At 50.8% G+C, this 13,411-nt stretch carries 11 protein-coding genes; 4 read left to right on the plus strand and 7 right to left on the minus strand.

Going from position 1 to position 13,411, the window contains the following annotated elements:
- The first annotated feature begins 235 nt into the window (after positions 1-235).
- Complete coding sequence (locus ACJHX7_RS22645; RefSeq protein WP_001131164.1) at positions 236-928, plus strand: FadR/GntR family transcriptional regulator; 693 nt, start codon at positions 236-238, stop codon at positions 926-928.
- A 22-nt stretch (positions 929-950) separates the two neighbouring features.
- Positions 951-2,378 carry a multidrug transporter subunit MdtD gene (gene mdtD / locus ACJHX7_RS22650; RefSeq protein WP_001280828.1) on the plus strand — a complete coding sequence of 476 codons (1,428 nt, stop codon included), beginning with the start codon at positions 951-953 and terminating at the stop codon, positions 2,376-2,378.
- Here the strand turns inward: mdtD and rbsR are convergent.
- The 7 genes from rbsR to kup all read right to left on the minus strand — a co-directional run bounded on the left by rbsR (position 2,344) and on the right by kup (position 10,247).
- Positions 2,344-3,336 (minus strand): ribose operon transcriptional repressor RbsR, encoded by a 993-nt coding sequence (rbsR, locus tag ACJHX7_RS22655; protein WP_000224467.1) that lies wholly within the window; start codon positions 3,334-3,336, stop codon positions 2,344-2,346. The two genes, mdtD and rbsR, sit on opposite strands and share 35 nt — an antisense overlap.
- 3 nt (positions 3,337-3,339) lie before the next feature.
- Positions 3,340-4,269: a ribokinase gene (gene rbsK / locus ACJHX7_RS22660; protein ID WP_001361088.1), complete on the minus strand. Its 930-nt coding sequence runs from the start codon at positions 4,267-4,269 to the stop codon at positions 3,340-3,342.
- 125 nt (positions 4,270-4,394) lie between these two features.
- Positions 4,395-5,285 carry a ribose ABC transporter substrate-binding protein RbsB gene (rbsB, locus tag ACJHX7_RS22665; protein ID WP_001297966.1) on the minus strand — a complete coding sequence of 297 codons (891 nt, stop codon included), beginning with the start codon at positions 5,283-5,285 and terminating at the stop codon, positions 4,395-4,397.
- Positions 5,286-5,309: 24 nt separating this feature from the next.
- Positions 5,310-6,275 (minus strand): ribose ABC transporter permease, encoded by a 966-nt coding sequence (gene rbsC, locus ACJHX7_RS22670; RefSeq protein WP_000211858.1) that lies wholly within the window; start codon positions 6,273-6,275, stop codon positions 5,310-5,312.
- A gap of 4 nt (positions 6,276-6,279) precedes the next feature.
- Positions 6,280-7,785, minus strand: a complete 1,506-nt coding sequence (rbsA, locus tag ACJHX7_RS22675; RefSeq protein WP_032172585.1) for a ribose ABC transporter ATP-binding protein RbsA — start codon at positions 7,783-7,785, stop codon at positions 6,280-6,282.
- Between the two features lie 7 nt (positions 7,786-7,792).
- Positions 7,793-8,212: a D-ribose pyranase gene (rbsD, locus tag ACJHX7_RS22680; protein ID WP_000715936.1), complete on the minus strand. Its 420-nt coding sequence runs from the start codon at positions 8,210-8,212 to the stop codon at positions 7,793-7,795.
- Between the two features lie 166 nt (positions 8,213-8,378).
- A complete protein-coding gene (kup, locus tag ACJHX7_RS22685) occupies positions 8,379-10,247 on the minus strand; it encodes a low affinity potassium transporter Kup (protein ID WP_000102319.1) in 1,869 nt (622 codons plus the stop codon).
- 222 nt (positions 10,248-10,469) lie between these two features.
- On the opposite strand from kup, the gene ravA reads away from it, so the two are divergent.
- Together ravA and viaA are read left to right on the plus strand one after the other, a co-directional pair.
- Positions 10,470-11,966, plus strand: a complete 1,497-nt coding sequence (gene ravA / locus ACJHX7_RS22690) for an ATPase RavA (protein WP_094030524.1) — start codon at positions 10,470-10,472, stop codon at positions 11,964-11,966.
- Positions 11,960-13,411, plus strand: coding sequence for an ATPase RavA stimulator ViaA (gene viaA, locus ACJHX7_RS22695; protein WP_094030525.1), 1,452 nt, complete (start codon positions 11,960-11,962; stop codon positions 13,409-13,411). Before ravA ends, viaA begins: the two co-directional genes overlap by 7 nt.

Genomic DNA, 13,411 nt, shown 5'->3' on the forward strand with positions numbered 1-13,411 from the left:
AGAACCCCGCTGACCCGGCGGCGTGTTTGCCGTTGTTCCGTGTCAGTGGTGGCGCATTATAGGGAGTTATTCCGGCCTGACAAGAGGAAATTTAAAATAATTTTCTGACCGAGCATTTTTTCAGCAAAAGCCCCGTTAATGTGCCATAAAACAAGCAATTTGCCGTTTTTGCAACCGTAATCACACTTCCTGGTGGCATACTAAGGAGGAATAAAAAGAAAAAGGAAGATTAGTAATGCCTTTAAGCGCACAACAGTTAGCTGCACAGAAAAACCTTTCGTATGTTCTGGCTGAGAAGCTGGCGCAACGCATCTTAAAAGGTGAATATGAACCCGGCACCATTTTGCCTGGTGAGATTGAGCTGGGCGAGCAATTTGGAGTGAGTCGTACAGCGGTACGCGAAGCGGTCAAAACGTTAACGGCAAAAGGGATGGTTTTACCGCGACCGCGAATTGGTACCCGGGTCATGCCACAATCAAACTGGAATTTTCTTGATCAGGAATTGCTTACCTGGTGGATGACAGAAGAGAACTTTCATCAGGTCATCGATCACTTTCTGGTTATGCGTATCTGTCTGGAGCCGCAAGCTTGCCTACTGGCAGCAACGGTTGGCACCGCGGAACAGAAGGCGCATCTCAATACGTTAATGGCCGAAATGGCGGCATTAAAAGAGAACTTTCGCCGTGAACGCTGGATCGAAGTCGATATGGCCTGGCATGAGCATATCTATGAAATGAGCGCCAATCCGTTTTTGACCTCATTCGCCTCGCTATTCCATTCGGTTTATCACACTTACTTCACGTCAATTACCAGCGACACAGTGATAAAGCTGGATCTGCACCAGGCGATTGTTGACGCGATTATCCAAAGCGATGGCGACGCGGCATTTAAAGCTTGTCAGGCGCTGCTACGCTCACCTGATAAGTGACACCCCGATAACAGGACATTGAATGAGCGATAAAAAGAAGCGCAGTATGGCGGGTTTGCCGTGGATCGCGGCGATGGCCTTCTTCATGCAGGCACTTGATGCCACTATTCTGAATACCGCCTTACCCGCAATCGCTCATAGCCTTAATCGTTCTCCTCTCGCGATGCAATCAGCCATCATCAGTTATACGCTGACGGTGGCGATGCTTATTCCGGTAAGCGGATGGCTAGCCGATCGCTTCGGTACACGTCGCATTTTTACCCTTGCCGTGAGTCTGTTCACGTTGGGTTCTCTGGCCTGCGCACTTTCCAACTCGCTACCACAGCTGGTTGTCTTCCGGGTTATTCAGGGGATAGGCGGCGCAATGATGATGCCTGTTGCTCGGCTGGCCTTACTGCGCGCTTATCCTCGTAATGAACTTCTTCCTGTATTGAATTTTGTCGCCATGCCGGGTCTGGTGGGGCCAATTTTAGGCCCCGTTCTTGGCGGCGTGCTGGTCACCTGGGCAACCTGGCACTGGATATTTTTAATCAATATCCCCATAGGTATTGCGGGCCTTCTTTACGCGCACAAACATATGCCCAATTTCACCACCGCACGACGCAGATTCGATACCACTGGCTTTTTGCTGTTTGGCCTCAGCCTTGTTCTCTTCTCAAGCGGAATAGAGCTATTCGGGGAAAAGATTGTCGCCAGCTGGATTGCCTTGACGGTAATTGTCACCAGCATCGGGTTACTGCTTCTCTATATTCTCCATGCGCGACGCACGCCAAACCCATTAATTTCATTAGATTTATTTAAAACCCGCACTTTCTCGATCGGTATCGTAGGCAATATTGCAACCCGTCTGGGGACCGGCTGTGTACCGTTCCTTATGCCATTGATGTTACAGGTAGGATTTGGGTATCAGGCGTTTATTGCTGGCTGTATGATGGCACCGACAGCGTTAGGTTCCATTATTGCAAAATCGATGGTTACCCAAGTCTTACGTCGTCTGGGCTATCGCCATACGTTAGTGGGGATCACGGTGATTATTGGGCTAATGATCGCTCAGTTCTCTTTGCAATCACCAGCAATGGCGATATGGATGCTGATCTTGCCGTTGTTTATATTAGGGATGGCTATGTCGACACAATTTACCGCGATGAATACCATCACACTTGCCGATCTGACCGATGACAACGCCAGCAGCGGTAACAGTGTTCTGGCGGTCACGCAGCAACTGTCTATCAGTTTAGGCGTTGCTGTAAGTGCGGCCGTCCTTCGCGTTTACGAAGGGATGGAAGGCACAACGACAGTCGAACAATTCCACTATACGTTTATCACGATGGGGATTATTACTGTTGCTTCAGCAGCAATGTTCATGCTACTGAAAACAACCGATGGTAATAATTTGATCAAAAGACAGCGTAAATCTAAGCCGAACCACGTTCCATCAGAATCGGAGTAAGTTGTAATCGTTGTTGCTGTAGGGCCGGCTGGGTTATCCGATGGATGAGTACATCAATCGCCAGCTCCCCCAGTTCATCTTTCGGTTGGTGGATAGTTGTTAATGGTGGCGTCATAAAGCTTGCCAGTTCGATATCGTCATAGCCAATCACCGCGATATCCTGCGGAACCTGTAACTCTGCCTGATATAACGCTTGGTAAACGCCAACAGCCATAGCGTCATTTCCGGTAAAGACAGCCTGAGGACGCAGCGGATGTGATAACAGTTGGCGCATGGCGTCAAACCCGCCGTTAAATTCAAAATCACCAGTGACTTCATAGCCATCAGGAATGTTGAGACCCGCACGTTTCATCGCCGCCCGATAACCTTCCAACCGCAGGCGCGCCGGAGTTTTATCCAGCGGACCGGTAATACAGGCAATACGGGTATGACCTTTATCGATCAGATATTGCGTTGCTAAGTCTCCGCCCAGCAACGAGTTATCCTGAATAAGATCGCTGTCGCCATCGAACGGAGCCCAGTCCATCATCACGGTAGGCACTGTCGGATAACGTTGCATGATTTCACGCGAAGGCTGATGCGTTTCGGTGCACAGTAACAGCAAGCCATCAACGCGTTTTTGCATCAGCGTTTCCAGATTACGATTCATCCGCTGTTCATCGCCTTCGGTATTGCAAAGGACAAGACTATAACCGCGTTCGAAGCAGCTGCGTTCAACGCCACGCACCAGTTCTGAATAGAAAGGATTGGTACTGGCAGTGATCAACATGCCAATGGTATGTGTTTGATTGAGTTTGAGGCTACGCGCCAGAGCTGATGGCGCGTAATTGAGTTCTTTAATCGCCGCTTCAACTTTGGCTGTAATCGCTTCACTGACGAAGCGATCTTTATTGATAACGTGAGAAACTGTTGAGGTAGAAACGCCCGCCAGGCGGGCAACATCTTTCATTGTAGCCAAGCGTCACCTCTGCCTGTCTAAAAATGCGTCGATCTCTTCACGCCACGGTACGGAAGGTTGTGCGCCTTTACGTGTTACGGCAATCGCAGCGGCTGCATGGGCAAAACGAATCGCCTCTGGCAATGGTTTTTCTTCCAGCAACGCCGTGATTAACGCGCCGTTAAAGGTATCTCCGGCAGCAATAGTATCGACAGCCTGCACCCGGAATCCAGGAACGCGCTGACCTTCACCATTCACGCTAGCCCATACACCACGACTTCCTAAAGTAATCAGTACAGTACGGATACCTTTTTCATGCAGTACCTGCGCCGCCTTCGCTGCATCTTCATCATTTTCAACACGAATACCGGTGAGCTTTTCTGCTTCCGTTTCGTTTGGCGTAATAATGTCCACCAGCGCCAGCAGTTCGTCAGGAAGTTCGCGAGCCGGAGCCGGGTTAAGCGCAACGATAGTCTTATTTTGATGGGCGATTTTCGCCGCTGCCATCACACTTTCGAGTGGTGATTCCAGCTGCATTAATAATGCTGACGCGTTGGCAATACGCTCACGTTGCGCTTCCACCAGCGCCGGGGAAAGGGCAGCATTAGCGCCGGCATGAATACCGATGACATTCTCACCTTCGCCATTAACAAAAATCAGCGCCACACCTGTTGATTCGCCTTTGATCACGCTGACCGGAGAAATATCGATGTTATCAGTGGCGAGCTGCTGGCGAACGCTCTCACCAATGCTGTCATCGCCAGTGCAGGCAATAAACGCGATATTCGCACCGCTACGCCCAGCAGCCACCGCCTGATTCGCGCCTTTGCCGCCAAATGCAACCTGATAGTGGTTACCGGTTACGGTTTCGCCTGGAGTAGGAAAAGATTGAAGATTAAGAATGTGGTCAGCATTAATGCTGCCAAGAACAACGAGGCTGCCTGCGTTTTGCATATTCGGGATGTCCATAAAATGCGCCACCGTGTTAGGGTGGCGCGTGCCCTGCTTTTCTTTATATTACACGTTCATCTGTCGATGACGTATTTATGTCACCATCAGGTCATACAACCTGATTAAAACTACTGCTTAACAACCAGTTTCAGATCAACCGGATACTTAGCCTGAACTTTCTCGCCTTTCAGCACTTTATCTGCGGTTTCGACGCCTTTCGCGCCAATCTGATCGGGTAGCTGAGCGATAGTCGCTGCTAGTTTGCCATCATTCACCGCTTTTTCGCCATCCGGTGTACCGTCAAATCCGACGACCATCACATCCGATTTACCGGCAGTTTGCAGTGCGCGCAGCGCGCCAAGCGCCATTTCATCATTCTGCGCGAATACAGCCTGAACATCCGGATGAGCGGTCAACAGGTTCTGCATTACGTTCAAACCTTTGGTGCGATCAAAATCTGCAGGCTGGCTGGCAAGAACATTAAACTTGTGAGCAGCAACGGCCTGCTGGAAACCTTCGCCACGTTCACGGGCTGCGGATGTACCGGCAATGCCTTGCAGCTCGATAACTTTGGCACCTTCACCCACTTTCTTCGCGATGTAATCACCGGCGATTTTGCCGCCCAGTACGTTATCAGATGCAATGTGGCTCACCACTTCACCTTTCGTTGCCTGGCGGTCAAGAGTGATAACCGGGATGTTCGCCTGGTTAGCCATCTTCACAGCATTACCTACTGCGTCGGAGTCGGTCGGGTTAATCAGCAGAATTTTGGTGCCGCGGACGGTTAAGTCCTGCACGTTCGCCAGCTCTTTCGCCGGGTTGTTCTGGGAGTCCAGCACCACCAAGTTATAGCCAAGTTTATCCGCCTCTTTCTGCGCGCCATCTTTCAGCGATACAAAGAATGGGTTGTTAAGCGTGGAGACCACCAGCGCGATGGTGTCTTTTGCCATCGCATTCGCACTGACGGTGGCGCTTAGCGCAACAGCGGAAACCAGGGTAGCCAGTTTTTTCATGTTCATATTCAAGATGTCCTGTAGTCGTTATTACTGCTTTTTGTTGTCTACCAGCACCGCCAGCAAAATCACCACCGCTTTGACGATCATCTGGTAATAGGAGGAAACACCTAACAAATTCAATCCATTATTAAGGAAGCCAAGAATTAATGCGCCGATCAACGTCCCAACAATGCGACCTTTTCCGCCCGCCAGACTCGTACCGCCCAGAACCACCGCAGCAATAGCATCCAGCTCATAGCCAGTCCCCGCCGTGGGTTGTGCGGAGGAGAGACGCGCCACTTCAATGATCCCGGCCAGCGATGCCAGCAGACCACAAAGAGAATAGACGATGATTTTGATTTTATTGACGTTGATACCAGAAAGACGCGTTGCCGCTTCATTGCCGCCCAGCGCGTAGATGTAACGCCCCAGACGCGTGTGATGCAGCATGTACCAGGCCGCGAGGAAGACAATCCCCATGATCCAGACTGGCGTCGGTACGCCCAGCGGACGACCAATACCAAACCAGCCAAACAGATCGGCGTTCTCAGTAAAGCCGGTATTCACTGGGCTACCATTGGTATAAACCATGGTCACGCCGCGCAGTAAAAGCATCATAACCAGCGTAGCGATAAACGCCTGGACGCGACCTTTCGCTACAATCACCCCAGTTACCGCACCAATTGCGGCACCTAACGCGAGAGCGGCAGCGACAGCCACCAGCGCATTGACTTCAATGCCGACGATAGATGCAGCAACTGCGCCGGTCAGCGCCAACAGAGAACCTACCGACAAGTCGATACCCGACGTCAGGATCACCAGCGTCATCCCGACCGCCATAATGGCGTTCACCGAGGTTTGCTGAAGAATATTGAATAAGTTATTGATGGTGAAAAAGTTCGGGCTTAACGTCGAGACAATCGCGATCAGCACCAGCAGAGCGATAAGCGATTTCTGCTCCATCAGCCACGCTTTCGTGAAATAACGGCGACCAGAGACAGTCTGGGTTGTCATTTTTTTACTCCTGATTCACGCGATTAAGCTTGCCCACAGCGGCAGCCATTAACACTTCCTGGGTGGCCTGCTCACGAGTAAATTCCCCGCTGAGATGCCCTTCATGCATGACGATGATGCGATCGCTCATGCCTAATACTTCTGGCATCTCCGATGACACCAGAATGATGCTCAAGCCATCGGCTTTGAACTGGTTAATCAGTTGATAGATCTCTTTTTTCGCGCCGACATCTACGCCACGGGTAGGCTCATCGAGGATCAACACTTTAGGGCGTGTCATCAGACCACGGGCAATCGCTACTTTTTGCTGATTGCCACCGGAAAGCAGACCAATTGCCTGTTCCATTGACGGCGTTTTCACATTAAACAGACGAATGAAATCACTTACTGCCTGCTGTTCATCGGCATGCTTCAAACTGCCGCCAGCGCGGCTGAAGTAGCGCAGCGCTGTCAGCGACATGTTCTCTTTTACTGACATGCCCAGCACTAAACCGTCACGTTTACGGTCTTCGGAGATATACACAATGCCGTTTGCCAGGCCATCCTGCGGTGAACGGGTAACGACTTCATGCCCATCCAGGGTGACGTAACCGCTGGTGCGCGGCAGTGCGCCGTAGAGCACTTTCATCAGTTCGGTACGACCTGCGCCCATCAAACCAGAGACGCCAAGAATTTCGCCTTTGCGTAAAGTAAAAGAGACATCGTTAACGCCAGGTCCGCAGAGATTATCGACTTTCAGGCGGATATCTCCCGGCGCTTTGTCCAGGTGCGGATATTGCTCTTCCAGCTTGCGACCCACCATCATCTCAATCAGCGAATCTTCGGTCAGTGATGCTACTTCACGCTCAGCAATAAATTGCCCGTCACGAAAAACGGTAACGTCATCGCAAATCTCGAAGATTTCTTTCATGCGGTGGGAGATATAGACAATACCGCGGCCTTGCGATTTCAGCTCGCGGATGACGCGGAACAAGGATTCGGTTTCGGTATCGGTCAGCGCATCGGTCGGTTCATCCATAATGATGACTTTCGACTCAAAGCTCAGCACTTTGGCGATTTCAACCATTTGCTGGTCACCGATGGAAAGATCGCCCACCAGCTTGTCGCTTTTAAAGCGCAGGTTAAGTTTAGCCAGTAATTTATCCGCTTCGGCATACATGGTTTTCCAGTCAATTTTGCCAAAGCGATTAACAAACTCACGACCGAGGAAAATGTTTTCGGCAATGGTTAACTGCGGGATCAGGTTCAGTTCCTGGTGGATAATCCCAATCCCGGCTTCCTGGGAAGATTTCGGCCCGGTAAATGTCGTTTCTTTCCCCAGCCATAAAAGCGTGCCGGCATCGCGAGTATAGATACCAGTAAGCACTTTCATCATGGTGGATTTACCCGCGCCGTTTTCGCCCACCAGCGCCATCACGCGGCCCGGATAGACATTTAACGCTGCGCCCGAGAGGGCTTTTACGCCCGGGAAGGCTTTATCGATGCCTTTAAGCTGAAGTAATGCTTCCATGACGGCCTCAGAACGTCACGCCAGCACAGAGAATGATATTCGCATACGGAGAACATTCTCCGCTGCGAATTACCGCCTGACTTTCTGCGGTTTGTTGTTTGAATTGTTCATGCGTGGTGTAACGAATTTCAATGGTATTTCCCTGGTGTTTTTGCAGCTGCTCAAGGTGAGTGAGCAACGTTTCGTGGAGTTGCGGATTATGTTGTTTGATCTCTTCCGCGATAATGGCAGCTTCGACCTGCATTTCATTTGTGACGACGCCCAGCACCTGCATAAAAGAAGGTACCCCCTGGGTTAATGCCATATCGATACGCGTTGTACTTTTGGGGATGGGTAAACCAGCATCACACACCACCAGCGTATCGGTATGTCCCAGACGGGAGATCACCGATGAAATATCAGAATTAAGAACGGTGCCTTTTTTCATTTTTTTCTCCATCAGCGAAACGTTTCGCTGACCCGCAGTTTAATCCTGACTGAGTTGGGAAAACCATCGTGACGTTACGGAAATGTGATCAACCTCGAAACGTTTTACATGGTGATTAACCATGAAAACAAAAACGCCCCCTTATGGAGAAAGGAGGCGTCTGGCGTTAGATTTCGACCTGAGTACCCAGTTCGATAACCCTGTTTGGCGGGATTTCAAATTGATCCGGCGCACGCAGCGCATTACGTTGCAGCAGCAAGTACAGCTTGCCGCGCAGACGCAAATACCACGGGCGTTTGCCGAGGATCAACGACTCATGCGACATAAAGAAGGAGGTTTCCATCATCCGGCAACTTAATCCTTCCAGACCGCAGCGGTGGAAAACTTCTTCCACGTTTGGCGTTTCTCGCCAACCATAACTTGCCACCACGCGCCAGAAAGTGGGCGACAGTTGTTCAATCTGTACCCGACGGACGTTATGGACATAAGGCGCGTCTTCGGTGCGCAGAGTTAACAGAATCACCCGCTCATGCAATACCTTGTTATGTTTCAGGTTATGCATCAGCGCAAAGGGAATGACGTTGATTGCACGCGACATATACACCGCGGTCCCAGGCACGCGAACGGGCGGTGATTTCTCCAGCGAAGCAATCATCGCCTCCAGAGAGTTACCATGTTCATGCATCCGCCGCAGCAAACGGAAACGTTCGCTCTTCCAGGTGGTCATCACGATAAACATCACCGTACCGAGGCTCAATGGCAACCAGCCGCCGGAGAGCAGTTTATCGAGGTTAGCGGTGAACAAGGGAATATCGACACAAAGGAAAGCAATCAGGATCAGCGCAACAAAATACTTATTCCAGTGCCAGTTCTGACGTGCCACGGTAGTCGAGAGAATAGACGTCAGCACCATGGTTCCGGTCACCGCAATCCCGTACGCCGCCGCCAGGTTGCTGGAGTGCTCAAAGCTGACAATCACAATCACGACCGCGACATAGAGCATCCAGTTCACAAAGGGAATATAGATTTGCCCTGACTCCATTTCGGAAGTGTGAATAATGCGCATCGGCGACAAATATCCCAGACGTACCGCCTGACGCGTCAATGAGAAGACGCCAGAGATAACCGCTTGCGAGGCAATTACCGTCGCCAGTGCGGCGATGATCAGCAGCGGGATCAGCGCCCAGTCCGGTGCCAACAGGAAGAACGGGTTCTTAATCGCTTCCGGATTCTTTAACAACAGCGCTCCCTGGCCGAAGTAATTAAGGGTTAAGGAAGGCAATACGACGGTGAACCACGCCAGACGAATAGGGAACTTACCAAAGTGCCCCATATCAGCATACAGCGCCTCGACCCCCGTAATCGACAGCACCACTGCCCCTAATGCAATAAAAGAAACCGTTTTGTATTCAAGGAAGAAATGCACCGCCCACATCGGATTCAGTGCATGCAGCACTTCCGGGTTAGCAATAATGCTACGTAACCCCAGCCCTGCCAGAATCAAAAACCAGGTCAGCATGATCGGCGCAAACAGCTTACCGACCATAGCCGTGCCATGTTTTTGAATCATGAATAATAATGTGAGAACGATAATTGAGAGGGGAACTATCCAGGTATCCAGCTGCGGGGCGACGATTTCCAGACCTTCAATGGCGGACATCACCGAAATAGCGGGAGTAATGACGACTTCACCATAGAAAAAGCTGCCGCCGATTAGCCCCATAATCACCAGCATTGATGTGGTTCGCGCCGACGTATTACGCCCGGCAAGCGACATCAACGTCAGGATCCCCCCTTCACCGGCGTTATCTGCCCGCATCACGAAGGTGAGATATTTAATGGAAACCACAAAGATTAGCAGCCAGAAGATCAGCGATAAAAAGCCAAACACGGCATCGCGTTCAACGCCAAAACCAAACTGGCCGGACAAACATTCACGAAGTGTATATAACGGGCTGGTACCAATATCGCCGTAGACAACTCCAATCGCCGCGAGGGTAATCGCGGGCAATGATTGCTTATTATCAGTGCTCATAGACTAGTCTTTCGTTGAAATATGAAATGTGTGCTTAGTCCCTTGGCCCACAAAAAAGCGCACAGTATGCACGATTAACGGCAAAATCGTACTCCTAAATGCGGCCACATTAACCTGGCTCAAAGAAAAATACCCCTCCTTTGAGACTATTTTAGCCACCAGCAAGAAACGTCTATACTCGCAATTTACGCAGAACTTTTGACGAAAGGACGCCACTTCATTATGGCTCACCCTCATTTATTAGCGGAAAGAATTTCCCGCCTGAGCAGTTCGTTGGAAAAGGGGCTTTATGAACGTAGCCACGCCATCCGCTTGTGTTTATTAGCGGCATTAAGTGGTGAAAGTGTGTTCCTCCTTGGCCCACCAGGTATTGCCAAAAGTTTGATCGCCCGGCGCTTAAAATTCGCCTTTCAGAATGCCCGCGCGTTTGAATATCTGATGACCCGCTTCTCCACGCCGGAAGAAGTTTTTGGTCCCCTTTCTATTCAGGCGCTAAAAGATGAAGGGCGCTATGAACGTTTAACCAGCGGTTACCTGCCGGAAGCTGAAATCGTCTTTCTGGATGAGATCTGGAAAGCGGGTCCGGCAATTCTTAATACCCTGCTCACCGCCATTAACGAGCGCCAGTTCCGCAACGGCGCACTCGTAGAAAAAATCCCGATGCGTCTGCTGGTGGCGGCCTCCAACGAGCTGCCGGAAGCAGACAGCAGTCTGGAAGCGTTATATGACCGCATGCTGATTCGTCTGTGGTTAGATAAAGTGCAGGATAAAGCGAATTTCCGCTCCATGCTGACCAGTCAACAGGATGAAAATGACAATCCGGTTCCTGCCTCCTTGCAGATCACAGATGAAGAATATGAACGCTGGCAGAAAGAGATTGGTGAAATTACGCTGCCCGATCATGTATTTGAGCTGATTTTTATGCTGCGCCAGCAACTGGATAAATTACCGGATGCGCCTTATGTCTCGGATCGTCGCTGGAAAAAAGCGATCCGCTTATTGCAGGCCAGCGCCTTTTTTAGCGGTCGCAGTGCTGTCGCCCCGGTTGATCTCATTTTGCTGAAAGATTGCCTGTGGTATGACGCGCAAAGCCTGAATTTGATACAACAACAAATTGATGTATTGATGACCGGTCACGCCTGGCAACAGCAAGGGATGTTGACCCGCCTGGGCGCGATTGTGCAACGTCACCTGCAACTCCAGCAGCAACAAAGCGATAAAACAGCCTTAACGGTAATTCGTCTGGGCGGCATTTTCAGCCGTCGTCAGCAGTATCAACTTCCTGTTAACGTTACTGCTTCCACTCTGACTCTGCTGCTGCAAAAACCGTTAAAATTGCATGATATGGAAGTGGTTCATATCTCCTTTGAGCGTAACGCGCTGGAACAGTGGCTGAGTAAAGGTGGTGAAATTCGCGGCAAACTGAACGGTATTGGCTTTGCCCAGAAACTGAATCTGGAAGTTGATAGCACCCAACATCTTGTTGTACGCGATGTAAGTTTACAAGGCAGTACGCTGGCACTTCCCGGTTCATCGGCTGAAGGTCTGCCAGGTGAAATAAAACAACAACTGGAAGAGCTTGAAAGCGACTGGCGCAAGCAACACGCTTTATTCAGCGAACAGCAAAAATGTCTGTTTATCCCTGGCGACTGGTTAGGTCGCATTGAAGCCAGCCTACAGGATGTCGGCGCACAGATTCGCCAGGCACAACAATGCTAACGCTGGATACGCTTAATGTGATGCTGGCCGTCAGCGAAGAGGGATTGATCGAAGAGATGATCATCGCGCTGCTGGCCTCACCGCAGCTGGCGGTCTTCTTTGAAAAATTCCCACGACTGAAGGCGGCTATCACTGATGATGTTCCCCGCTGGCGTGAGGCGCTGCGCAGTCGGCTGAAAGATGCCCGAGTCCCGCCGGAACTCACCGAAGAGGTGATGTGCTATCAGCAAAGCCAGCTCCTCTCCACGCCGCAGTTTATTGTGCAGCTACCACAGATCCTGGACTTACTGCATCGTCTGAATTCCCCATGGGCAGAACAAGCCCGACAGTTGGTTGATGCTAACAGTACGATCACTTCAGCGTTACACACGCTTTTTCTCCAGCGCTGGCGTTTAAGCCTGATCGTGCAAGCAACGACGTTAAATCAGCAGCTATTAGAAGAAGAACGCGAACAACTGTTGAGTGAAGTTCAGGAACGCATGACGCTGAGCGGGCAACTTGAACCGATTCTCGCAGATAACAATACCGCAGCTGGTCGTCTGTGGGATATGAGCGCCGGTCAGCTTAAACGTGGCGACTATCAGTTGATTGTGAAATACGGTGAATTTCTTAACGAACAGCCGGAACTGAAACGTCTGGCAGAACAACTGGGGCGTTCCCGGGAAGCCAAATCAATACCGCGCAACGATGCGCAGATGGAAACCTTCCGCACCATGGTGCGCGAACCGGCGACGGTTCCTGAGCAGGTTGATGGTCTGCAGCAAAGCGATGATATTTTACGTCTCTTGCCTCCAGAACTGGCGACACTAGGGATAACGGAACTGGAGTATGAGTTTTACCGTCGGCTGGTGGAAAAACAGTTGCTCACCTATCGCCTGCACGGTGAGTCGTGGCGTGAAAAAATGATCGAACGCCCGGTGGTGCATAAAGATTACGACGAACAGCCGCGCGGACCGTTTATTGTCTGCGTGGATACTTCCGGCTCAATGGGCGGCTTTAATGAACAGTGTGCGAAAGCGTTCTGCCTGGCCTTGATGCGCATAGCCCTCGCTGAAAACCGGCGCTGCTATATTATGCTATTTTCCACCGAGATCGTCCGTTATGAGCTTTCAGGCCCACAAGGTATTGAGCAAGCGATCCGCTTTTTAAGTCAGCAGTTTCGTGGCGGCACCGATCTTGCCAGTTGTTTTCGCGCCATTATGGAACGCTTGCAAAGCAGGGAATGGCTTGATGCCGATGCGGTGGTGATTTCTGATTTTATCGCCCAGCGGTTGCCTGACGACGTGACGAGTAAAGTGAAAGAGCTACAGCGGGTACATCAGCATCGCTTTCATGCCGTGGCGATGTCGGCACATGGCAAACCCGGCATCATGCGCATTTTCGATCATATCTGGCGCTTTGATACCGGGATGCGAAGCCGCCTGCTCAGACGCTGGCGGCGATAA

The sequence above is a fragment of the Escherichia sp. WS1451 genome, from assembly GCF_046487365.1.
Taxonomy (GTDB): domain Bacteria; phylum Pseudomonadota; class Gammaproteobacteria; order Enterobacterales; family Enterobacteriaceae; genus Escherichia; species Escherichia coli.